This window comes from Streptomyces sp. 3N207, assembly GCF_052246355.1.
In the GTDB taxonomy this organism is placed as follows: domain Bacteria; phylum Actinomycetota; class Actinomycetes; order Streptomycetales; family Streptomycetaceae; genus Streptomyces.
Window position 1 is genome coordinate 83,621 of sequence record NZ_JBQQBV010000001.1, and the last position, 20,723, is coordinate 104,343.

General features: G+C 72.4%; 22 protein-coding genes. 7 read left to right on the top strand and 15 right to left on the bottom strand.

Annotated features, from left to right (window positions below; all coding sequences use genetic code 11):
• Nucleotides 1-137: 137 nt before the first annotated feature.
• From ACTWP9_RS00375 to sigE, 4 genes are all read right to left on the bottom strand, one after another.
• Entirely contained in the window at nucleotides 138-656 is a 519-nt protein-coding gene (locus tag ACTWP9_RS00375; RefSeq protein ID WP_443243873.1) for a sec-independent translocase, read from the bottom strand.
• Nucleotides 657-752: 96 nt separating this feature from the next.
• Nucleotides 753-2,591: a trypsin-like peptidase domain-containing protein gene (locus ACTWP9_RS00380; RefSeq protein WP_443243874.1), complete on the bottom strand. Its 1,839-nt coding sequence runs from the start codon at nucleotides 2,589-2,591 to the stop codon at nucleotides 753-755.
• Nucleotides 2,592-2,781: 190 nt separating this feature from the next.
• Nucleotides 2,782-3,894 carry an anti-sigma factor family protein gene (locus ACTWP9_RS00385; RefSeq protein ID WP_443243875.1) on the bottom strand — a complete coding sequence of 371 codons (1,113 nt, stop codon included), beginning with the start codon at nucleotides 3,892-3,894 and terminating at the stop codon, nucleotides 2,782-2,784.
• Nucleotides 3,891-4,664, bottom strand: a complete 774-nt coding sequence (sigE, locus tag ACTWP9_RS00390) for an RNA polymerase sigma factor SigE (RefSeq protein WP_443243876.1) — start codon at nucleotides 4,662-4,664, stop codon at nucleotides 3,891-3,893. The genes ACTWP9_RS00385 and sigE overlap by 4 nt, the downstream gene beginning before the upstream one ends.
• 127 nt (nucleotides 4,665-4,791) lie before the next feature.
• On the opposite strand from sigE, the gene ACTWP9_RS00395 reads away from it, so the two are divergent.
• Nucleotides 4,792-5,487 (top strand): O-methyltransferase, encoded by a 696-nt coding sequence (locus ACTWP9_RS00395; protein ID WP_443243877.1) that lies wholly within the window; start codon nucleotides 4,792-4,794, stop codon nucleotides 5,485-5,487.
• 125 nt (nucleotides 5,488-5,612) lie between these two features.
• Here the strand turns inward: ACTWP9_RS00395 and ACTWP9_RS00400 are convergent, their stop codons facing one another.
• The gene (locus tag ACTWP9_RS00400) at nucleotides 5,613-5,780 is read right to left on the bottom strand and encodes a DUF3117 domain-containing protein (RefSeq protein WP_016469583.1); all 168 of its coding nucleotides are present in this window, start codon (nucleotides 5,778-5,780) and stop codon (nucleotides 5,613-5,615) included.
• Nucleotides 5,781-6,088: 308 nt separating this feature from the next.
• On the opposite strand from ACTWP9_RS00400, the gene ACTWP9_RS00405 reads away from it, so the two are divergent.
• Complete coding sequence (locus tag ACTWP9_RS00405; protein ID WP_443243878.1) at nucleotides 6,089-6,877, top strand: enoyl-CoA hydratase/isomerase family protein; 789 nt, start codon at nucleotides 6,089-6,091, stop codon at nucleotides 6,875-6,877.
• A gap of 9 nt (nucleotides 6,878-6,886) precedes the next feature.
• On the opposite strand, the gene ACTWP9_RS00410 is transcribed toward ACTWP9_RS00405, so the two are convergent.
• Nucleotides 6,887-7,501 carry a DNA-3-methyladenine glycosylase I gene (locus ACTWP9_RS00410; RefSeq protein ID WP_443243879.1) on the bottom strand — a complete coding sequence of 205 codons (615 nt, stop codon included), beginning with the start codon at nucleotides 7,499-7,501 and terminating at the stop codon, nucleotides 6,887-6,889.
• Nucleotides 7,498-7,962 carry a DivIVA domain-containing protein gene (locus ACTWP9_RS00415; RefSeq protein ID WP_443243880.1) on the bottom strand — a complete coding sequence of 155 codons (465 nt, stop codon included), beginning with the start codon at nucleotides 7,960-7,962 and terminating at the stop codon, nucleotides 7,498-7,500. The genes ACTWP9_RS00410 and ACTWP9_RS00415 overlap by 4 nt, the downstream gene beginning before the upstream one ends.
• A 147-nt stretch (nucleotides 7,963-8,109) precedes the next feature.
• On the opposite strand from ACTWP9_RS00415, the gene folP reads away from it, so the two are divergent.
• A complete protein-coding gene (gene folP / locus ACTWP9_RS00420; protein ID WP_443243881.1) occupies nucleotides 8,110-9,006 on the top strand; it encodes a dihydropteroate synthase in 897 nt (298 codons plus the stop codon).
• A gap of 157 nt (nucleotides 9,007-9,163) precedes the next feature.
• On the opposite strand, the gene ACTWP9_RS00425 is transcribed toward folP, so the two are convergent.
• Together ACTWP9_RS00425 and dapE are read right to left on the bottom strand one after the other, a co-directional pair.
• Nucleotides 9,164-9,910 (bottom strand): TIGR00730 family Rossman fold protein, encoded by a 747-nt coding sequence (locus tag ACTWP9_RS00425; protein WP_443243882.1) that lies wholly within the window; start codon nucleotides 9,908-9,910, stop codon nucleotides 9,164-9,166.
• 158 nt (nucleotides 9,911-10,068) lie between these two features.
• Nucleotides 10,069-11,148, bottom strand: a complete 1,080-nt coding sequence (gene dapE / locus ACTWP9_RS00430) for a succinyl-diaminopimelate desuccinylase (RefSeq protein ID WP_443243883.1) — start codon at nucleotides 11,146-11,148, stop codon at nucleotides 10,069-10,071.
• Between the two features lie 117 nt (nucleotides 11,149-11,265).
• Here dapE and ACTWP9_RS00435 point away from each other — a divergent pair, with 117 nt between their 5' ends.
• Entirely contained in the window at nucleotides 11,266-12,360 is a 1,095-nt protein-coding gene (locus tag ACTWP9_RS00435; RefSeq protein ID WP_443244365.1) for a heavy metal transporter, read from the top strand.
• A 307-nt stretch (nucleotides 12,361-12,667) separates the two neighbouring features.
• Nucleotides 12,668-13,075 carry an ATP-binding protein gene (locus ACTWP9_RS00440; RefSeq protein WP_443243884.1) on the top strand — a complete coding sequence of 136 codons (408 nt, stop codon included), beginning with the start codon at nucleotides 12,668-12,670 and terminating at the stop codon, nucleotides 13,073-13,075.
• A gap of 141 nt (nucleotides 13,076-13,216) precedes the next feature.
• Here the strand turns inward: ACTWP9_RS00440 and dapC are convergent, their stop codons facing one another.
• Entirely contained in the window at nucleotides 13,217-14,314 is a 1,098-nt protein-coding gene (dapC, locus tag ACTWP9_RS00445) for a succinyldiaminopimelate transaminase (protein WP_443243885.1), read from the bottom strand.
• A 183-nt stretch (nucleotides 14,315-14,497) separates the two neighbouring features.
• Nucleotides 14,498-14,824, bottom strand: coding sequence for a ferredoxin (gene fdxA, locus ACTWP9_RS00450; RefSeq protein WP_209265805.1), 327 nt, complete (start codon nucleotides 14,822-14,824; stop codon nucleotides 14,498-14,500).
• A 150-nt stretch (nucleotides 14,825-14,974) separates the two neighbouring features.
• On the opposite strand from fdxA, the gene ACTWP9_RS00455 reads away from it, so the two are divergent.
• Together ACTWP9_RS00455 and ACTWP9_RS00460 are read left to right on the top strand one after the other, a co-directional pair.
• Nucleotides 14,975-15,973 (top strand): GNAT family N-acetyltransferase, encoded by a 999-nt coding sequence (locus tag ACTWP9_RS00455; protein ID WP_443243886.1) that lies wholly within the window; start codon nucleotides 14,975-14,977, stop codon nucleotides 15,971-15,973.
• A gap of 1 nt (nucleotide 15,974) precedes the next feature.
• Nucleotides 15,975-16,913 (top strand): transglutaminase-like domain-containing protein, encoded by a 939-nt coding sequence (locus ACTWP9_RS00460; RefSeq protein WP_443243887.1) that lies wholly within the window; start codon nucleotides 15,975-15,977, stop codon nucleotides 16,911-16,913.
• 41 nt (nucleotides 16,914-16,954) lie between these two features.
• Here the strand turns inward: ACTWP9_RS00460 and ACTWP9_RS00465 are convergent, their stop codons facing one another.
• The 4 genes from ACTWP9_RS00465 to ACTWP9_RS00480 all read right to left on the bottom strand — a co-directional run bounded on the left by ACTWP9_RS00465 (nucleotide 16,955) and on the right by ACTWP9_RS00480 (nucleotide 20,618).
• The gene (locus ACTWP9_RS00465) at nucleotides 16,955-17,560 is read right to left on the bottom strand and encodes a response regulator transcription factor (RefSeq protein ID WP_443243888.1); all 606 of its coding nucleotides are present in this window, start codon (nucleotides 17,558-17,560) and stop codon (nucleotides 16,955-16,957) included.
• A 4-nt stretch (nucleotides 17,561-17,564) separates the two neighbouring features.
• Complete coding sequence (locus tag ACTWP9_RS00470; protein WP_443243889.1) at nucleotides 17,565-18,818, bottom strand: sensor histidine kinase; 1,254 nt, start codon at nucleotides 18,816-18,818, stop codon at nucleotides 17,565-17,567.
• An 82-nt stretch (nucleotides 18,819-18,900) separates the two neighbouring features.
• Nucleotides 18,901-19,638 (bottom strand): ABC transporter permease, encoded by a 738-nt coding sequence (locus ACTWP9_RS00475; protein WP_443243890.1) that lies wholly within the window; start codon nucleotides 19,636-19,638, stop codon nucleotides 18,901-18,903.
• Nucleotides 19,635-20,618 carry an ABC transporter ATP-binding protein gene (locus ACTWP9_RS00480; protein WP_443243891.1) on the bottom strand — a complete coding sequence of 328 codons (984 nt, stop codon included), beginning with the start codon at nucleotides 20,616-20,618 and terminating at the stop codon, nucleotides 19,635-19,637. Before ACTWP9_RS00480 ends, ACTWP9_RS00475 begins: the two co-directional genes overlap by 4 nt.
• Between the last annotated feature and the right edge of the window lie 105 nt (nucleotides 20,619-20,723).

Below are 20,723 nucleotides of genomic sequence, written 5' to 3' on the forward strand. Positions count from 1 at the left end.
GGTCCGCCGTGTCGGTCATGCCCGGTGGATCAGGACGCGGTACGGGTGGCGAGATGGACGGCAAACGCCGTAGATGTCCCAAGTGGTGCGAACGCCGAGGTGACGCGATCGTGGCCTGATGAGGCATCAGTCGAGGCTCAGGTCGCGTCCGCGTCGAACGGCGGCGGGTCACTCTTGCGCAGCACGTCCCCTTGCACCGGTCGGCCGTTCACCCCGTCGGAGGTGTGCTTGGTGAGGTCAGCGGCCTGCTGACCCGCGCCCTGCACGCTCTTCTTGGCCGTGTCGACCTTGCCTGAGCCGCCGTTCCGGCCGGCGCCGTTGCTGCCGCTGTCGCTGCCGTTGACCGCTTCGGTGACTTCGGCCAGATCCTTGCGCAGGTCGAAGCTGTTGCTGATCTCCTTGATGCCCAGGTCGTCGTTGTCCAGCAGATGCTTACGCGCGAACGTCTTCGGGTTCAGGTCCTCGAACTCGAAGTCCTTGAACTCCGGTCCCAGCTCACTTCTGATGTCCTCCTTCGCGCTGTCGGAGAACTGACGCACCTTGCGGATGAAACCGGCGACGTCCTGGATCACCTTGGGGAGCTTCTCGGGGCCGAACACCAGCACCGCGAGCACGATGAGTGCGACCAGCTCCAGTGGTCCTATATCGAAGAACACCGCGCAGCTCCCTCACTCCGTCCACGGCTCCTGCAGCCAGATGTCACGGTACCCGCCCACGGCCCGCAAGCGGGAGCCCGCCCTGTGTCCCGCCGGTCAACCCGTGGCGGAGCCGAGCGTCAGGCGCACCGTCCGCTGCGCGCCGTCGGGCCCGCCGCGCCGGACGGTCAGCTCCAGCTTCTCGCCGGGACGGTGGCTGCGGATGCGGACGATCAGTTCCTCACCGCTGGTCACCAGCTTGTCGCCGACCTTCGTGATCACATCGCCCGCCTTCAGCCCCGCCTTGTGCGCCGGTCCGCCGCGTACGACCGCCCCGCCATGGCCGCCCGCACCGCCGATCCGCGCGCCCTCTCCCTCGTACTCCGTATCGAGGGAGACGCCGATCACCGGATGGGTGGCCCGGCCGTCGTTGATCAGCTCCTCGGCCACCCGGCGGGCCTGGTTGACCGGGATGGCGAACCCCAGGCCGACGCTGCCGCCCTCGCCGACCTCTCCGTCGGGCAGCCCCGAGTCGCTGCCCGCGCCCTTGATCGCGCTGTTCACCCCGACGACCCGGCCCCGGCTGTCCACCAGCGGACCGCCTGAATTGCCGGGGTTTATCGGGGCGTCCGTCTGCAGCGCGTCCACATAGCTCAGCTCGCTGCCCGGCTCCCGGCTGCCCGCGGTGATGGGCCGCTCCGTTGCGCTGACGATGCCGGTGGTGACGGTGCCGTCCAGGTCGAAGGGTGCACCGAACGCGATGACGGGGTCACCGACGCGGACCGCGTCGGAATTGCCCAGCGGCAGCGGGGTGAGCCCGGAGACGCCGGAGACCTTGACGACAGCCAGGTCGTAGCCGCTGTCGCTGCCGATGACCTCGCCGGTCGCGGTCTGGCCGCCGTTGAAGGTGACCCGCACTCCGTCGCTGCCCTTGGCGGACTCCACGACGTGGTTGTTGGTGAGGATGTGGCCGCGCCGGTCCAGTACGAAACCGGTGCCGGTCGCCTCGGCACCGCCGCCGCGCGCGTGCAGTGTGACGACGCCGGGCAGGGTCTGCCGGGCGATCCCGGCAATGCTGCCCTTGGGCCGTTCACCGCCCTCGCCCGCCGGGCCCGCGGCGGTCTGGGGCAGCTTCACATCGCTCACATTGCCGTTCCGCTCCACGTACGCCCCGATGAGCCCGCCCACGCCACCCGCCACCAGCGCCAGCACCAGGGCCCCGATCGCGATACGGGACCTTCGGCGCGGACGGCCGGGAGAGGGCTGGAGGGCCGGCTGAGGCGACGGCACGGCGAGCTGCGGAACCGGCTGAGTCGGCAGAGTCGGCTGCGGCTCGGGGGCAGCCGACGCCGTGTGGGGCTGCTGTGCGCCCGACCGTTGGGCCGAGGCCGGGCCGAGCCCGGGAGCGCCGGTGGGCACCCCGTAGGGCGGCGTCGTGGCGCCGGGTGGCGGCGCCGCGGTGTCGAGTGGCCCTGTGGTGCCGGGCGCCAGGGCGACGCCGTGCGGCGGGGTCACCGTCGGTGGCGCCGCGGTGCCGCCGGGCGACAGGGGCACGCCGTGCGGCGGAGTGACCGTCGGCGGTGCCGCCGCGGTGCCGGGCGCCAGGGCCACACCGTGCGGCGGGGTCACCGTCGGCCGCTGGACGGGCGGTGCGGGCGCCCATGGGCCCGGTCCCCCGTACGGGGGTGTGGAGTACGGGTCCACACCGTGCAGCGGCTCCGGCCGGGCGGACGGTACGGGTACGGGCCCGGACACGGGCGCCGCGGTCTCCTCGGCCGCCGGTGCAGCGGAGGTGGCCTGCGCGGCCGGTGCCCCCGGTGCGGAGGCGTCCCGCGCGGGGGTGGGTTCGGTGACCGTCCGGGAGGGCTCGGCCTCGGGCTCCGGGCGCCTGCCCGGGGTCCAGCGTGGGCGGCTCCACCACTTCGGCTCCTGCCTGGTGGCTTTCGGCTCGTCCATGCCCTCTCCAGCTGGTCACCCGCACTGCTCACCCGCCCCCAGCCGGCGCCTTCGGCCTTCGGCCGAAGTACCGCCCGGTCCGGTCCGGGGATGGCCCGGAAGGTCTGCCTCCGGCTGGGCGACGGGATTGTCGAGAGGATTCAACCAGGAACGCGGCGCACCGCACAGCGGGCGTCAACGTGGTACCGCGTCAGCGACCCGCCGGGCCCGTCCCGGCAGCCGAAGCGGAGAGCGGCGAGCCCGTCGCCGGAGCCCGGCCGGGGAAGGACCGCAGCACCATGGGGTCGGGCCGCGTGCCCCCCATGGCGAGCCGTACCTCTGCAGACGGTTCCTGTGGGGCCCCGGGCAGCAGGGACGCCGACCCGCGCAGGGAGCTCATGGTCCCCGCAGCGCCGCTGTTCCCGTACCAGCCGGAGCTGTTGGTGGCAGGTGAGACCCGCGACGGCTTGAGCAGCGAGAGCGGTGAGGACCCCGAGCGCTGCAACAGGCTCACCGGCGCGGTCAGCCGCGTGGTGGGGGCAGCGACGCCGTGGGAGGCGACGGGTGCGAAGGTCGGGCCGGAGTCCGCAGCGCGGGTGCTCAGTGCTCCCCCGCGGTGGTCGCCGCCGCGGCGTCTGGCATCCCGGGAGGCACCGGAACCGGAGGCGCTGCGCACCGAGTTGGCGGACGGGTTGTCGGTGCTCCCTCCGGCGGAACTGCTCGCCGCACCGGACGCCAGGGTGCCGCCGAGGGCCAGGGCCGCGAGCGAGAACGCGCCCGCCGCTGCGAAGGCGAAGCGGCGCCCACGGGAGGCGGAGCGCTCCCGTTCGGCACGGTCCGCGGCCCGTTCGGCGGCCCGCTCGGTGCGGTCCGGCCCCGGGATCTCATGTATCCGGAAGCCGCGCTGCGGGGTGAGCGGGCTGCGCCCGCCGCCCCGGCCGGCCGGGAGGTAGTCGAACGTCCACGGGGAGCCGCCGGGCAGCGTGGTCGCGGTGAACGCGCTGCCCGCTGCTGCTTCCCCGTCCGATTTCCCGTCCGAGGAGCCCCCCGGTGTGCCGGGGCCGCGGCCGGTGTCGTCGATGCGGCCCGCGCGCAACTCACCGTCCGCGGGCAGCCCTTGAAGCCGGGCGAGGAGCCCGGCGGAGGGCGGGGGCGGGGCCGTGTCCGCGAAGACGTTCTTGAGCCGTCGCTGCGCATCGGCCTCGGCCTTGCAGCCCTGGCAGGTCGCCAGGTGCGCGAGGACCCGCTCGCGGGCGTCGTGCCCCAGCTCGCCGTCGACTAGGGCGGCGAGCCGGTCACCGAGGTGGTGTTCGGCGGAGGTCACCCGGCGCTCACCTCGCCCATCCGGGCCGTCGGCACCACCGCGCTCAGGGTGCGCTGCTGCTCGGCCCTGGCGGCGGGCGAGCGGTGCTGGAGTGCCTTACGCAGATGGGAACGGCCACGGTGGATACGGCTACGGACGGTGCCCAGCTTCACGCCGAGGGTCGCGGCGATCTCCTCGTACGACAGCCCTTCGATGTCGCAGAGCACCACGGCGGCGCGGAACTCGGGCGCGAGGGTGTCCAGGGCCTGCTGGACGTCCGCGTCGAAGTGGGTGTCGTTGAAGTGCTGCTGCGGGGTGGGCTCTCGGCTGGGGAGCCGCTCGGCGGCGTCGTCGGCGAGCGCGTCGAAACGGATGCGCTGCTTGCGCCGGACCATGTCCAGGAAGAGGTTTGTGGTGATGCGGTGCAGCCAGCCCTCGAAGGTGCCTGGCGTGTAGGTCGACAGCGACCGGAAGACGCGGACGAAGACCTCCTGGGTGAGATCCTCCGCGTCGTGCTGGTTACCGGTCAGGCGGTAGGCGAGCCGGTAGACCCGGGCACTGTGGGTGCTGACGATCTCCTCCCAGGAGGGAGGGGTCCACGCCTGCGCGTCCGCATCGGTCGCGAAAGTCGCCGTGGTCGCGGAGTCGGCGGTGCGGGACTGGTCAGCGGTGTCGGTCACGGATTTCGGCTGTCCCGTCGACCTGCGGAATCTCGAGAAGACGCCGCGGTCTCGGCTCGCAGCCGCACCTCCCCTGTCGGCTCTGGTGGTGTCCACTGGAGCCCCTACCATAGCCACATCTCCCGTTAGCTCCGGATAAGAAAATTTGCCCGGCTTTGCCGACCGCCTTTCCGCGGTCCCTGCTTTCTCAACGCCCAGTCCCATCAGCAGGTTCCCGGGCCAACGGATACAGTCACGATTGCGTGGAGGACGGGGACAGGAGAGGGCCATTACCGGCAACCGGCAGACGAGCTGGGGGTTCGCCGACGCGTACGGCGCCGAGCTGGTCGAGAACGCCGAGAGCGAAGCACTGCACTGGGCCCGCGACCGGGCCCAGGAAGCCGGGCTGCGCACGGTCTCCCCTGCCACCGGAGCGGCGCTGCGGCTGCTGGCTGCGGCCGTCGCGGCCAAGGCGGTCGCGGAGATCGGCACCGGAACCGGGGTCTCCGGGCTGCACCTGCTGCACGGGATGCGGCCCGACGGGGTGCTCACGACGGTCGACATCGAACCGGAGCGCCAGCAGTTCGCCCGCGAGGCGTTCCGTGCCGCCGGGTTCGTGGGCAACGGGGGCAACAGGGTGCGCTTCATCCCCGGCCGGGCCCTGGATGTGCTGCCCCGGCTCGCGGACGGCGGATACGACCTGGTCTTCTGCGACGGCGACCGGACGGAGTGCCTGGACTATCTCGCCGAATCGTTGCGGCTGCTGCGCGACGGCGGACTCATCTGCTTCGCGGGGGTCTTCGCCGAGGGGCGCACGGGCGAGGCGTCAGCGCACTCCCCCGAAGTACTGCGGCTGCGTGAGCTGTTGCGCACGGTGCGGGAGAGCAAGGTGCTGGTGCCCTCGCTGCTGCCCGTCGGTGACGGTCTGCTGTGTGCAGTCAAACGCGGTGAGTGACAGAGCAGTTGCACTGTGCTCATCCACCGTCACTCTCGGCGGCTGACCACCCCTGTGCCGGGAGACGACACCGCCCCGGGAGATACGCGCTGCGCGTACCTCCCGGGGCGGCGGTCTGTGACTGCTCAGCCGCAGACCTTCTTCAGTTCCTCGCCAAGCGCCGTCGCCTCATCCGGTGTCAGCTCGACGACGAGTCGCCCACCGCCTTCGAGCGGAACGCGCATGACGATGCCCCGCCCCTCTTTGGTCACCTCGAGCGGGCCGTCGCCCGTCCGCGGCTTCATGGCCGCCATGCTCGTTCCCCTTCCTGAAACCAGCCGATCGCGCCGGGGGTCCCGTAAGCGGGCACAGTTTCACCGGCATCGAACACATTGCTTCTCGGCCATTATCCCGCATGGCGGGACCCGATGACCAACATCGGTCCACATCTCTTCTTCCTCGACCGCACACAAAACCACCCAATGTGGCGATCAGCCTGCGGTACTGCCCATCTTCCGCCCTCTCGCCGGTGCCCCGCGGTTTGACGCAGGTCACATCCACCGGGTCCGGGAAGCGGGTGTGTGCCCTGTCCGGGCTCGATGATCTAGGTCATGCTGAGCGCATGTCCGACACCGTGCGCTACGAAGTGAACGAGGGACTCGCGACGGTCACCCTCAACCGCCCCGACGCGATGAACGCCCTCAACGACGAGATCAAGGTCGCCCTGCGCGACACCCTCCGGCGGGCCGCCGCCGACGACGGGGTACGCGCTGTGCTGCTCACCGGCAGCGGCCGGGCCTTCTGTGTGGGCCAGGACCTCAAGGAGCACACCAGCTCCCTGGAACAGAGCGGCGGGGACGCCCTCAACACGGTCGAGGAGCACTACAACCCGATCACGCTGGCGCTCGCGGGGATGCCCAAGCCGGTGGTGGCGGGCGTCAACGGGGTGGCGGCCGGGGCGGGCGCCGGCTTCGCGTTCGCCTGCGACTACCGGGTCGTGGCGGACACCGCGGCGTTCAACACCTCCTTCGCCGGGGTCGCGCTGACCGCGGACTCCGGCGTCTCCTGGAGCCTGCCGCGGCTGGTGGGCCCGGGGCGGGCCGCGGATCTGCTGCTCTTCCCGCGCAGCGTCAAGGCCGACGAGGCGCTGGAGCTGGGGCTGGCCAACCGTGTGGTGCCGGCCGCGGAGCTCGCCGCCGAGGCCGAGGCCGTCGCCCGCAAGCTCGCCCAGGGGCCGACCGCGGCCTACGCGGCACTCAAGGAGTCCCTCGCGTTCGGAGCCTCGCACTCACTCGCCGAGACGCTCGCCAAGGAGTCCGAGCTCCAGGTGCGGCTGGGGGCCTCCGCCGACCACCGCATCGCGGTGGAGGCGTTCGTGAAGAAAGAGCAACCGCGCTTCACAGGCCGCTGAGGATGTCGGCTAACGGCACCAGCACTCCGCCAGGTGGTCGTTGACCAGACCGCACGCCTGCATCAGCGCGTACGCGGTGGTCGGACCGACGAAGCGGAAGCCGCGCTTCTTGAGCTCCTTGGCCAGCGCTGTGGACTCGGGGGTGCTGCCGGGTACCTCCGCCGTCGTACGGGGAGCCCGCCGCGCTGCCGGGTCGGGGGCGTACGACCACACCAGGCGGTCCAGCTCGCCCGGCCCCCACTCGGCGGCCACCCGCGCGTTGTTGAGCGCCGCGCTGATCTTGGCACGGTTGCGGACGATGCCGCTGTCGGCGAGCAGCCGCTGTTCGTCGTCCTCGGTGAACCGCGCGACGGCGGGGATATGGAAGTCCGCGAAGGCGGCACGGAAGGCCGTGCGCTTGCGCAGGATGGTCAGCCAGGCCAGACCGGACTGGAAGCCCTCCAGGCACAGCCGCTCGTAGAGCGCGTCGTCACCGTGCACGGGTCGGCCCCACTCGGTGTCGTGGTAGGCCGCGTAGTCCTCCGGTGCCGTGCCCCAGGGGCAGCGCAGCCGACCGTCGGGCCCGGGCTGTGGCCCGCCTTCGGGCGCTGCGGGGGCGGTGGCCGTCACGGGTTCGGTGGTCATCGCGTGGTCCCCTCCGTGTCTTCGCCGGACTCCGGCCAGGAGGGGCCCCCGGCGTGCGGGCTGCGGTCCTGCGGTCCGTCTTCGGGCGCACCCGCTGCCTGTTGGACGCCTGCCCCCGTTGCGCGGCCCATTGCGACGGCCTGGGCACCGGCCAGCGCGGACTCCAGCTCGGCGATGCGTGCGTCGCGCTCGGCGAGCTCGGCGCCGAGCCGGTCGAGGACGTCGTCGACCTGCTCCATCCGGTAGCCGCGCACCCCGACGGCAAGGCGCAGCCCCGCCACGTCCGCGTGGGTGACGGGCCGCTCGGGCGGCAGCGGCTCGTCCAACAGGTCGGGCGGCACGTCGGAGAGCCCGCCCGTCGCGCCGTGGCTCCCGCTGCCGGACCGGTCGGCGCTCCCGACGACGGCGAGCGTCACCGCGGCGACGACCACGACAAGCGAGATCAGCAGGAACACGAACACGGATCGACTCCCGAGTGGTTGCCGGATGTGGGCCGACCCTGATCGTGCCACGGCCCGGTGACAGCTATGGTCGGCGGCGGGGATCGGTGCGCGGGCCACGCAGGTGCGGGCAGCAGGCGGGCACCGCCGAGAGGAAGAGGAAGGCTGATGTTGCGCCTGGGTACGCGCGAGTTCGGAGAACACGAGCCGGTGATCATGGCGATCGTGAACCGGACGCCGGATTCCTTCTACGACCGAGGCGCCACCTTCCGCGACGAGCCCGCGCTCGACCGGGTCGAGCAGGCGGTGGCCGAGGGCGCCGCCATCATCGACATAGGCGGGGTGAAGGCGGGCCCGGGCGACGAGGTCACAGCCGAGGAGGAGGCGCGGCGTACGGTCGGCTTCGTCGCGGAGGTACGGCGGCGCTGGCCGGAGGTGGTGATCAGCGTCGACACCTGGCGGCACGAAGTGGGCGAGGCGGTGTGCGAGGCGGGCGCCGACCTGCTCAACGACGCCTGGGGCGGCGTCGACCCCCGGCTGGCCGAGGTCGCCGCACGGTACGGCGCGGGCCTGGTGTGCACCCACGCGGGCGGCGTCGAGCCACGCACCCGTCCGCACCGGGTGATGTACGAGCCGCCGGCTGATACGGAGGGCGCGGCGGGACCCAGCGGGGTCGTCGACGACATCCTGCGGGTGACGCTCGGGCTGGCCGAGCGCGCGGTGGAGCTCGGGGTGCGCCGGGACGGCATCCTCATCGACCCCGGACACGACTTCGGCAAGTCCACCCGGCACTCGCTGGAGGCGACGCGGGAGCTGGGCCGGCTGACGGAGACGGGCTGGCCGGTGCTGGTCTCGCTGTCCAACAAGGACTTCGTGGGCGAGACCCTGGACCGCCCCGTCAAGGAGCGGCTGACCGGCACCCTGGCCACCACCGCGGTCTCCGCCTGGCTGGGGGCACGGGTCTACCGCGTGCACGAGGTGGCCGAGACCAAGCAGGTGCTCGACATGGTGGCCTCCATCGCGGGCCACCGTGCACCTGCGGTGGCCCGCCGCGGACTGGCCTAGCCCTCTTTGGGAGCTTGCACCCTCCGTTGTTCCGGTGAGGGGGTGCCCCTGCCTGTCCGACGCGGGCTGCACGCCCGTTGTGGCTTGTGGGGGCACCTCCCGGCCGGAGGCTGGGGGAGCAGTTCCCCGCGCCCCTTCGGGGCGCGCCCGGCAAGCCCTAGCCGCCGACCTCCTTGGTCACCAGCGCGATGGCCTCCTCGATGTCGTCGGTGACGTGGAAGAGCTCCAGATCCCGCTCGGACGCCTTGCCGCCGCCGACGACGGAGCCGCGCACCCAGTCGATGAGCCCCTTCCAGTACTCCGTGCCGTACAGCACGATCGGGAAGCGGGTGACCTTCTGGGTCTGCACCAGGGTCAGCGCCTCGAACAGCTCGTCCAGCGTGCCCAGGCCGCCCGGCAGGACGACGAAGCCGCTGGCGTACTTCACGAACATCGTCTTGCGGACGAAGAAGTAGCGGAAGTTGACGCCGATGTCGACGTACTTGTTCATGCCCTGCTCGAAGGGGAGCTCGATACCGAGCCCCACCGAGGTGCCGCCCGCCTCCAGCGCGCCCTTGTTGGCCGCCTCCATCGCCCCGGGACCGCCGCCGGTGATGACGGCGAAGCCCGCATCGGCCAGCGCCCGGCCGATACGCACGCCACTGTCGTACTCCGGGGATTCCACCGGGGTGCGGGCAGAGCCGAAAACGCTGACGGCGGGGCCCAGTTCGGCCAGGGCACCGAAGCCCTCGACGAACTCGGACTGGATGCGCATCACCCGCCAGGGGTCCTGGTGGATGAAGTCGGAGGGGCCCGCGGTGTCCAGCAGCCGCTGGTCCGTGGTCCCTGGCTGCACCTGGCCGCGGCGGCGCACGACAGGGCCCAGCCGTTGTTCCTTCGGCTCCTTGCCGGGTCCGTCGGTCATCTCGACACTCCTTCCGCCTGCGATCTTTCCGCTTCAGGGTATGCGGACGGCGAAGAGGCCCGTCGGGAATTCGCGCGGCCGACAGCTGTCGATCCTCTGACCGGCAGGTGGACCGGCTGCTCGCGGACAGCCGGAACAGGCGGTCCGGCCCGCGTGGATCAGGCGGTCAGCCAGCGCCGCAGCCGCTCCTCGCACCGGGTGATCAGCGCGGTCTCCACCCTCTCGTCCCTCTTGTGAGCGAGGTTGGGGTCACCCGGACCGAAGTTGACGGCAGGCACCCCCAGCGCGCTGAACCGGGAGACGTCGGTCCAGCCGTACTTGGGCAGCGGCTCGCCGCCCACCGCCTCGATGAAGGCGCGGGCCGCAGGGTGCGAGAGGCCCGGCAGCGCGCCCGGCGAGCTGTCGTCCACCTCGAACTCCTCGACGCCGCAGTCGGCGAACACCTCCCGCACGTGGTCGAGTGCTTGCTGCTCGCTGCGGTCGGGCGCGTAGCGGTAGTTGACGGTGACGGTGCACAGGTCCGGGATGACGTTGCCGGCGACCCCGCCCTCGATCCCGACAGCGTTGAGGCCCTCCCGGTACTCCAACCCGTCGATCACCGGCCGCCGCGGCTGATAGCCGGCCAGCCGCTCCAGCACCGGCCCGGCCGCGTGGATCGCGTTGGCACCCATCCAGCTGCGTGCCGAGTGCGAACGGGTGCCGCGGAGCCGCATCAGCACCCGCAGCGTGCCCTGGCAGCCGCCCTCGACCTGTCCCTCGGAGGGTTCCAGCAGTACGGCGAAATCGCCCGCCAGCCAGTCGGGATGGGCTGCTGCGACGTGGCCGAGGCCGTTGAGGTGCGCGGCGACCTCCTCGTTGTCGTAGAAGACGAACGTCAGATCGCGGTTGGGCTCACGCACGGTCGCCGCGATCCGCAGCTGCACGGCCACGCCCGCCTTCATGTCGCTGGTGCCGCAGCCCCACAGCACGCCGTCCTCGTCCAGCCGGGAGGGCACGTTCTCGGCAATCGGCACGGTGTCGATGTGGCCCGCGAGAATGACGCGCTCGGTGCGGCCGAGGCGGGTGCGGGCCACCACGTTGTTGCCGTACCGGTCGACGGTCAGATGAGGCAGCTCGGAGAGGGCCTCCTCGACAGCGTCCGCCAGCGCCTTCTCGTTCCCGCTCTCGGAAGGGAAGTCCACCAGCCGCGCGGTGAGCCGGGCGGCGTCCTGTTGCAGGTCGAGTGCGCTGTGAGACATGGGCACAGCCTACGGCGACCGCCCCGGGCTGTGCGGTGTGCCCGGGCGGAAGGCGCTGTCCCCACCAGCGCTACCTTTGAGCGCGTGCCCCACTCACGACCGGACCGCTCGCCACGCATGCCCGAGCGCACGCCCGCACCCCGGGACCGCGGCAGGCTGCCCAGGATCGCCGTGGCCTGCGCCGTGCTGCTCGCCGTCACCGCCTACGTAGCGATACGTGGACTGGCGGGCCAGAACGACCCGATGTGCACCGTACGCGCCACCGGCGGCAAGGGCGCAGGCTTCGACACGTCCGGCACCACGCGCGACGCGGACGCCTCGGAGGACTACGAACTCACGTCGGTACAGGCCGCCAACGCCGCGACCATCGCCGCCGTCGCCTCCCAACGCGGGCTGCCCGAACGGGCGGTGACCATAGCCCTGGCCACGGCCATGCAGGAGTCGCAGCTGCGCAACATCGCCCACGGGGACCGCGACTCGGTCGGGCTCTTCCAGCAGCGCCCCTCGCAGGGCTGGGGCAACGTCGAGCAGATCCAGGACCCCGTCTACTCGGCAGGGCGGTTCTACGACCACCTGGCGAAGGTTCCCGGCTACTCCAGGCTGCCGCTGACCGTCGCAGCGCAGCGGGTGCAGCGCAGCGGCTTCCCGCAGGCGTACGCCAAACACGAGATGAACGCGACGCTGCTGACCGGCGCGCTCACCGGCCGCGAACCCGCCGCGCTCACCTGCACGACAGGCGCCCAGAACGTGGGAAAGCCCGGCAACCCGCAGCACGTACGCAAGCGGCTGGTACGGGAGTTCGGCCGGGACGTACTGGCCGACGGCACCGGAACGCTCACCGCTCCGCCGGCGCGCGGCACCGCGGCACACACCGCGACGCGCCCCGCCGCGCCTGCCGCCGCCCGCACCACCGCCCGGGGGCCGATGCGCACCGCCGCGCATGTCCGGGCGCACACCGCAGCTCGCGCCGAGGCGGAGCCCACCGTCTCGGTGCCCGCGCACGGCCGGCGCCAGGGGTGGGAGCTGGCCCACTGGGCGGTCGCGAACGCCGCGGGGCTGCACATCGAGCGGATCTCCTTCGGCGGCCTGGAGTGGAGCGCCGAGCGCTCCGGGGACGGCTGGCGCGAGACGGGCACGGACGACGCGAAGAGCGGCGGCACCGGCAGCGCGGGGACCGGCGCGGTCGAGCTGCGGCTGGCCACCGGTCACTAGTCCACCCCCTCCCCCTGAGGGGGGAAGCCGGTCTACAGGATGGACGTTTCTTCCCTCGCGCGGCGGTCGCCGCGAGGGGTGAACGCGCTCGGTGAATCGTGCCTGGCAGCGGCCGGTTCGGCTCCTCCGGTACAGGTCAACCGGCTGCGAGGAATGCCCAGTTTGACGGCTCACGCGGCAAACCTGGATTGCCAATCCTTTACTCTCTTCCCCCGCAACCTTCCCGCCGTTCCGGCCGATAGGCACTGCGTCTGACCGGGGGACCCCGGCTGACACGCCAAGAACCCCTCTCCGTCAAAGGAGCACCATGTCCAACCCCCTCACGCGCCGGATCGCCCGCACCGCGCTGCTGACGGCAGCCGGCGCCGCCACCGTCGTCGGTGCCGCCGGAACCGCGAGCGCCGTGGAAATGCCCGCGAGCCCCGTGGGCGGGATCAGCAACCTGGACGGCGAGGGCGTCGGCAACACGCTGGACAAGACGGCCCGTGACACCACCACGGTCGCCGGCGAGACCGGCGGCGACGCCGTCAAGCAGGCCGTGCCGACCGTCGGCAGGACCGTGGGCAAGGCCGGCAAGACCGCGGCCCCCGCCGCGCACCACCTCGCGGGGAACGCCGCCGGTAAGGCCGGTGACGTACTGGGCGATGCCGCCTCTGCCGCTGCCGACACCAAGCTGCCCTCCACCACCAACCTCGGGGGCCTCCCCCTCGGTTGAGGGCCTGCCTGCGGCCGGACGAAGCTCGGGGGCTCCGCCCCTGAACCCCCGGCACACACCAGGGCCGCCCGGACCTCATGGTCCGGGCGGCCCTTCGCATGTGCGGAGCTCTCTTCGAGGGCTGGCGCGACGCCCCCGGCGCTACTCCTTCAACCGGCCCACTGCGGCGGCGACGCGCTCATCGGTCGCCGTCAGCGCGACCCTGACGTGCCGCGCACCGGCGGGCCCGTAGAAGTCGCCCGGCGCGACAAGAACGCCCCGCTCGGCGAGGCCGGCGACGGTGTCCCAGCAGGACTCGTCCCGCGTTGCCCACAGGTACAGCGACGCCTCGCTGTGTTCGATCCGGAAGCCCGCGGCTTCCAGCGCCCCGCGCAGCGCGGTGCGCCGCGTGCGGTAGCGCTCCCGCTGCTCGGCCACGTGGGTGTCGTCGCCGAGTGCGGCGACGGCCGCTGCCTGCACCGGTGCGGGCGTCATCATCCCGCCGTGCTTGCGGATCCCCAGCAGCTCGCCCAGAACGTCGCTGTCCCCCGCGATGAATGCCGCGCGGTACCCGGCGAGGTTGGAGCGCTTGGAGAGGGAGTGCACGGCAACCAGGCCCGCGTAGGAGCCGCCGCACACGTCCGGGTGCAGCACGGAGACCGGGTCGGTCTCCCAGCCGAGCTCCAGGTAGCACTCGTCGCTGAGGACCAGCACGCCGTGCTCGCGCGCCCAGGCGACGACGGCGCGCAGCTTCTCGGGCGGCAGCACCTGACCGGTGGGGTTGGAGGGCGAGTTGAGCCAGAGCAGCTTGAGCCCGGCCGGGTCCAGCTCCAGAGGGTCGTCGTAGGCGACGTAGTCGGCCCTGGCGAGCCGGGCGCCGACCTCGTAGGTGGGGTAGGCGAGCCGGGGGAAGGCCACCCGGTCGCCCGGGCCCAGACCGAGCTGGGTCGGCAGCCAGGCCACCAGCTCCTTCGAGCCGACGACAGGCAGCACGTTCCGGTCGGTGATGCCGTCCGCGCCCAGCCGGCGCTCGCACCAGCCGGTGAGCGCGTCCCGCAGCGCCCGGGTCCCCCACACGGTGGGGTAGCCGGGGCTGTCGGCCGCCTCGGTCAGCGCACGCTGGACCAGCGCCGGGACCGGGTCGACGGGGGTGCCGACCGACAGGTCGACGATGCCGTCGGGGTGCCCGGCGGCGGTGGTCTTGTACGGCTCGAGCCGGTCCCACGGGAAGGTGGGGAGGCGGTCGGAGACGGAGGGCATGGTGCTCACTTTCTCAGGCAGCCGGCGGCGCCCGGTCCGGCGGTACGGCAGTCCGGCGCGCCGGCGGTACGACGCGGAAAACACCGCAGTCCCGTACGGCAGGACACTGAGGCCGCCGTACGGGACTGCGAAGGAGCCACCGGCCGTGGGCCGGTGGCTCACTCGTCGGGGGTCACCCGTGGCTCACTCGTCGTGTTCCTGCGGCGGGAGCGCGGCGATGATCGGGTGGTCCTTCTCGATCAGGCCGAGTTTGCTGGCGCCGCCGGGCGAGCCGAGGTCGTCGAAGAACTCGACGTTGGCCTTGTAGTAGTCCTTCCACTCCTCGGGAGTGTCATCTTCGTAGAAGATGGCCTCGACCGGGCACACGGGCTCGCAGGCACCGCAGTCGACGCACTCGTCCGGGTGGATGTACAAGGACCGCTGGCCCTCGTAGATGCAGTCGACCGGGCACTCCTCGATGCAAGCCTTGTCCTTCAGGTCGACACAAGGCTCCGCGATGACGTAAGTCACGCTGTCGTTCCTCCTCGTTAGGGCTGGCGGGCCGGTGCCCGGCTCCGCCGCGGGCGCGCGGGAGCGCTCTTTCGCTTCGGACGGCGGCGATGCCCACACCTAGTATCTCCGTTCCCGGACACAAGACGAACAGGAGGGGCGGTCAGAACTGTGGAATTCACCACGGGCGGACGCTTGGAGGTCCGCATCACCCCTTCCGACGTGGGCAAACGTGTCTCGGTTCGGTCATTGACAGCTGCTGGAGAGCGGCACGGCCGGTTCACGGACACGGTCGGCATTCTCACATCGTGGACCGGTGGAGTGCTCAGGGTCACCCGGCGCGATGGTGAGCAGATCGAGATCGAGGAGGCGTCGATGGTCGCTGGAAAGGTGGTCCCGCACACGCCCGCGCGCCGCCGGGGGCTGCCTGCCGCCGACGTGACGGAACTCGTCACCGTCGCCGCCAGGGGCTGGCCGCCGGTCGAGTCCCGGCAGCTGGGCGGGTGGACGCTGCGGGCGGCCGGGGGGTTCACGGCGCGGGCGAACTCCGTGCTGCCGCTGGGCGACCCCGGGCTGCCGCTGCCCGAGGCGCTGGCGCGGGTCACCGGCTGGTACGCCGAGCGGGGGCTGCCGGCCCGGATGCAGGTCACCGCGGAGGAGCACGCGCTGCTCGCCGACCAGCTGCGGGAGCGCGGCTGGACGGCGGAGCGGCACGGGCTGATACAGGTCGGCGCGCTCGCCCCGCTGGCCGACCGGGAGCCGGACGGGAGAGTGCTGCTGCACCGTACGCCGGGCCAGCGGTGGCTCTCGCTCTACAACCGCGCCGACGGCGACCTGCCCGTGGACGACGCGCTGAAGGTGCTGGCCGGCGGACCCTCGGTGTGGTTCGCGACGGTGCTGGACGAGGCCGGATCACCCGTCGCGATCGGGCGGTGCGTGGTGGACGGCCGCTGGGCCGGGTTCGCCGCCATAGAGGTCGCACCCGAACGACGCCGGCAGGGGCTCGCGCAGGCGGTGACGGGCGAGCTGGCCCGCACCGCGCTGGCGGAGGGCGCCTCGGCCGCCTATCTCCAGGTGGAGCGGGACAACACGGCGGCGCGAGCCCTCTACGAGCGGCTCGGGTTCGCCGACCATCACGCGTACTGCTACCTCCGCGCCCCGCAGGACTGAGATGGGCGGCAGAAACGACGTAAGCGGCGGAAACGGTGTGGGCGACGAGGAAGTGCCCGGCGCGGCCCGGCGGCGGTTCGCCGAGGCGGCCCGCCAGGAGCGCCCCGATCTCGCGCTGCTGTGCCTGCTGATCGGCGCGGAGGCCGCCCGCAGCGCACCGGGCGACACCAAGAGCGCGTCCGGCGAGCAGGACGAGGAGGACGAGGAGGCGGCCGTCGACCGGATCGTGGACGAGGGTCAGGCGGAACTCGACCGGCTGGCCGGACTGTTGCCGTACGAGCGGGGCCGTACGCCCGCGCAGTGGGCACAGGCGCTGCGGCGGACGCTGGGTGAGGAGCAGGGGTTCGGCGGCTCCGCCTCGGACTACCAGCGGCTGGAGTCCTCGCTGCTGCCCGAGGTGCTGCGGCGACGGCGCGGGCTGCCGATCACGCTGTCGGTGGTCTGGATGGAGGTGGCCCGGCGCGCCGGTGCCCCGGTGTACGGGGTGGCACTGCCGGGACATTTCGTGGTCGGGTTCGGCGATCCGGCGGCCTTCCATGTGCTGGCCGACCCGTTCGGCGGCGGTAGGCAGCTCGACGAGGAGGAGCTGTCCCTCATGGTCGCCGGGGCCACCGGGGGGACGCCGCTGTCGGCGGCTTCGCTACGGCCGGCCGGGCCGCTGGAGACGGTGCTGCGCATCCTCAACAACATCAGGGCCTGGGCCGGCCCGCGGCCCGAGCAGTCCGGGGTGCGCCTGTGGGCGGTCGAGCTGTCGCTGCTGCTGCCGCACCACCCGGGCAGGCTCCGCTTCGAGCGGGCCCAACTGCTGGTGGAGCGGGGCGACTTCATACAGGGTGCGCGGGAGATGGAGAGCTACGCCGATGTCGTAGCGGCGATGGAGCCGAACGCTGCGGAGAACATCCGCCGGGCGGCGCGGGCAGCGCGGGCGCGGCTGAACTGATCGGGCCGGCCGCTGAACTGATCCGTCCGGCCGGAGACGGCCTACAGCCACCCTTTGTCGCGGGCGATACGGACGGCCTCGGTGCGGTTGCGGGCCCCGGTCTTCTGGATGGCCGTGGACAGGTAGTTGCGGACCGTGCCGTGCGACAGGTGCAGCGCGGTGGCGATCTCGGCGTTGCCGGCGCCCTCGCGGGCCGCGCTCAGTACGTCGCGCTCCCGGTCGGTGAGCGGGCTGGCGCCCTCGGCGAGCGCGGCCGCGGCCAGCCCCGGGTCGATGACGCGCTCGCCCGCCCGTACCCGGCGTACGGCGTCGGCGAGTTGGGCGGCGGGGGCGTCCTTGACCAGGAACGCGTCGGCGCCCGACTCCATGGCCCGGCGCAGATAGCCGGGCCGGCCGAACGTGGTGAGGATGACAACCTTCAGCGCCGGGTGCCGCGACCGCAGCCCCTCCAGAGCATCGAGTCCGGACAGGCCGGGCATCTCGATGTCCAGCAGCGCGACGTCCGGCTGGTGGGCCGTGACCGCGTCCAGTACCTCGTCCCCCCTGCCGACCTGGGCGGCGATCTCGATGTCCGGTTCCAGGCTCAGCAGCGCGGCGAGCGCCTCGCGGACCATCGCCTGGTCCTCCGCGAGCAGCAGTCTGATCACCGCCTCAGGGTACTGAGGGCACGGTGGCGCTCAGCGTGAAGCCCCCGTTAACACCCGCCGAGGTGGACAGCGAGCCGTCGGCCAGCGCCAGCCGCTCCCGCAGCCCGCTCAGCCCGTTGCCCTCCCGGGCGCCCGAGGGCCCCTTGCCGTCGTCGGCGACGGTGAGCCGCAGCAGGCCGTCACCGGCGCTCCCCCGGCCCCGGGCCTGGAGGGTCACCGTGCAGCGGGTGGCGCCGCTGTGCCGTACGACGTTGGTGACCGCTTCGCGCAGCGCCCACGCCAGGGCGCCCTCCTGCTCGGGCGCCAGCCTTACGGCCGGCGGCCGGTGCGGCAGCTCTGCGTCGATGCCGACCGTGTCCAACGCGGTGCGGGCTCCGGCCAGTTCGACGGCGAGGGTGGGCCGACGGTAGCCGCCGACCGCCTCACGGACGTCGACGAGTGCCTGCCGGCTGACCCGTTCGATGTCGGCGACCTGGGTGGCGGCCTCCTCGGGGCGTGCGGGCAGCATCCGGCCCGCCAGCTCGCTCTTGAGGGTGATGAGGGAGAGCGAGTGTCCCAGCAGGTCGTGCAGGTCCCGGGCGAGCCGCAGTCGCTCCTCGTTGGCCGCGAGCTCCGCCACCACCGCGCGGGCCTCCCGCAGCTCCCACATCGTAATGACGGTCTTCCGCGCGGACATCAGCGCGAACCCGCCCAGTACGCAGGGGATGACGACCGACGTCCACCCGCCCCACCCGGCCCGTGCCCCGAAGTCCGTACCGACCGCTGCCAGCGCCAGCACGCACGCCGCCACAGCAACCACCGCATGCCGCACGGGCAGCACCGCGCCGGTCGCCACCGCGACATAGACGAACAGCACCAGCCACCGCTCGCTCGCCGCGAGGGAGAGGGTGAGGGCCAGGGCATAGAGCGAGGCGACGAGCGGGTACACGACCCGCCCGGGGAGCGGCGACCTGGTGTGCCGGTAGACAAGCGTGACGTAGGCGACGAGGAACGCCGCGAATCCGGTGAGCGCCCCGGCGAGCGCCGGTCCACTGTGGTCGCCCGTCCACAGGTCGCCCACGGGGCCGGCGAGGAAGACCATCCAGACGGCGATCATGGCGATCCGGGCCCGCTTCTGCCGCGGGCTGTCGGCGGGGTTCCCGAGGGCCGGGATCCGGTCGTCGGCCTTCTCCGGCCACCAGGTGCCGAACGGCCCCCGGCGGCCTCCGCCGGGGCGGAGACCCTCCTCCGCCGCGGCCGGCTGCCGGGTGTCTGCCATGACACGGCTCCTCATGTCGTATGCGTCCCTATGTCGTGCGCGTTCTCATGTCATGCGCGTTCTCATGTCGTGCGCGGGTGCATCATGCCTTGCGGGTGTCCTTGCGGTAGAGCCAGGCGGCAGCTCCGGCGAAGAGCACGAGATAGCCCAGCAGCAGCCCCGCGTCGTCCAGATGCGGCGCCTCACCGACCTCCACCGCCTGGCCCAGCGCGGTGTAGGCGTGGGTGGGCATCCACTCACCGATGTTCTGCACCCAGTCGGGAAGGCTCGACATCGGCAGCCACAGCCCGCCCATGAACGCCAGCCCGAAGTAGAACAGCATCGTGATCGGCCGCACCGCGTCGCCTGTCGCCAGATAGCCGATGGCCACCCCCAGCGCCGCGAAGACGAAGCTTCCCGCCCAAGAGCACAGTGCGACAGCACCCCACTGCCACGCGTCCAGCCGTACGCCCATGACAGTGGCGCCGGTCAGCAGGACGAGCAGGATGGACGGCAGGCTGACGGTGGCGGCCGAGGCGATCTTCGCGGTGACGTAGCTGCGTCCCGGCAGGGCGGTGAGCCGCAACTGCCGGACCCAGCCGATCTCCCGCTCCTTGGCGATGCGTTCGCTGTTGCCCATCAGGACGGCGGTCATCGCACCGAAGGCGGCCATCGCGACCATGTAGTACAGCTTCAGGTCCACCGGCAGCCCCGGCATGTTCCCCGGAGTGTCCCGTCCTGCGATCAGCACATAGAGCAGCGGCGGGTAGATCACCGAGAAGAACATGAACTTCTTGTTGCGCAGCGAGCGCATGATCTCCAGCTTGACGAGGGTCTTCACTTGGCGGCCGCCTTCCGGTGCGTGTCGAGGCCGAGTTCGGGGTTGCTGGACGGGTGGGTCTGTTCCGCGCGGGAGGTGAGGGTGACGAACGCCTCCTCCAGGCCGAGCCCGGTGACCTCCAGGCCGTGCGGGTAGAGCCCCAGCGCGTAGAGGGCGTGCACGGTGGCGTCCGCGTCGGCGGAGCGCAGCCGTACGGCGGCTCCGGCCAGGTCCAGTTCGCTCACTCCCGGCAGGGCGCGCAGCTGCGCCTCCAGCACCCCGTCGGGCACCATCTCCAGCGTGAAGCCGACCCGGCGGACGCCCGCCATGGCCTTGATCTCGGCCGCGCTGCCGTCGGCGAGCAGCCGCCCGCGGTGCAGCACCAGTACCCGGTCGGCCACCTCGTCCGCCTCCTCCAGGTAGTGGGTGGCGAACAGCACCGTGCGGCCCGCGGCTGCCTGGGCCCGCATGGCCGACCAGAAGGTGCGGCGCGCGGTGACATCCATGCCGGTGGTGGGCTCGTCCAGCACGATCAGGTCGCTGTTCCCCGCGGTCGCCAGCGCGAACCGCACGCGCTGCTCCTGGCCGCCGGACAGCTTGCCCACCATCCGGTCGGCCAGCTCGGTGATCCCGGCCTCGGCCAGCACCCGCTCCGTGGCGTTCCCACGCGGATGCAGATCGCAGGCCACCTCGACGAGTTCGCGGACCCGTACGCCCTCCATCAGCCCGCCGGACTGGAGCATGGCGCCCACCCGGCCGTCGGTGACCGCCTGCCGCGGCGTCGTACCGAACAGCCGCACCCGGCCGCCCGGATCGGGATTACGGAGCCCGAGCAGCAGGTCGAGCGTGGTGGACTTGCCCGCCCCGTTGGGGCCGAGGAGGGCGACGGTCTCGCCGGGGTGGAGGCTGACGGTCAGCCCGTCGAGCGCCCGTACGGAGCCGTAGGTCTTGCCGGCCGAGGTGAACTCCACGGCCGGTGCCGTGGCGTGGGTCGATGTCATGCCCCAAGGCTCGCCGCACAGCAGGTGCCCAGGGCAGTGTCGGCGGTCGTGACCTGGCGCTGACAGATGTCATGCCCCGAAGATGACGGGAAGCGCCCGGGGCAT

What these genes read in the sequence shown, in the direction of transcription:
- dapE (WP_443243883.1), bottom strand. Translation starts at nt 11,148, where the DNA reads ATGTCTCACAGCGCACTCGACCTGCAACAGGACGCCGCCCGGCTCACC.
- dapC (WP_443243885.1), bottom strand. Translation starts at nt 14,314, where the DNA reads ATGCCCTCCGTCTCCGACCGCCTCCCCACCTTCCCGTGGGACCGGCTC.
- folP (WP_443243881.1), top strand. Translation starts at nt 8,110, where the DNA reads ATGTTGCGCCTGGGTACGCGCGAGTTCGGAGAACACGAGCCGGTGATC.
- ACTWP9_RS00425 (WP_443243882.1), bottom strand. Translation starts at nt 9,910, where the DNA reads ATGACCGACGGACCCGGCAAGGAGCCGAAGGAACAACGGCTGGGCCCT.
- sigE (WP_443243876.1), bottom strand. Translation starts at nt 4,664, where the DNA reads ATGGTAGGGGCTCCAGTGGACACCACCAGAGCCGACAGGGGAGGTGCG.
- ACTWP9_RS00440 (WP_443243884.1), top strand. Translation starts at nt 12,668, where the DNA reads ATGTCCAACCCCCTCACGCGCCGGATCGCCCGCACCGCGCTGCTGACG.
- ACTWP9_RS00470 (WP_443243889.1), bottom strand. Translation starts at nt 18,818, where the DNA reads ATGGCAGACACCCGGCAGCCGGCCGCGGCGGAGGAGGGTCTCCGCCCC.
- ACTWP9_RS00435 (WP_443244365.1), top strand. Translation starts at nt 11,266, where the DNA reads ATGCCCGAGCGCACGCCCGCACCCCGGGACCGCGGCAGGCTGCCCAGG.
- ACTWP9_RS00410 (WP_443243879.1), bottom strand. Translation starts at nt 7,501, where the DNA reads ATGACCACCGAACCCGTGACGGCCACCGCCCCCGCAGCGCCCGAAGGC.
- ACTWP9_RS00400 (WP_016469583.1), bottom strand. Translation starts at nt 5,780, where the DNA reads ATGGCGGCCATGAAGCCGCGGACGGGCGACGGCCCGCTCGAGGTGACC.
- ACTWP9_RS00405 (WP_443243878.1), top strand. Translation starts at nt 6,089, where the DNA reads ATGTCCGACACCGTGCGCTACGAAGTGAACGAGGGACTCGCGACGGTC.
- ACTWP9_RS00460 (WP_443243887.1), top strand. Translation starts at nt 15,975, where the DNA reads ATGGGCGGCAGAAACGACGTAAGCGGCGGAAACGGTGTGGGCGACGAG.
- ACTWP9_RS00380 (WP_443243874.1), bottom strand. Translation starts at nt 2,591, where the DNA reads ATGGACGAGCCGAAAGCCACCAGGCAGGAGCCGAAGTGGTGGAGCCGC.
- ACTWP9_RS00480 (WP_443243891.1), bottom strand. Translation starts at nt 20,618, where the DNA reads ATGACATCGACCCACGCCACGGCACCGGCCGTGGAGTTCACCTCGGCC.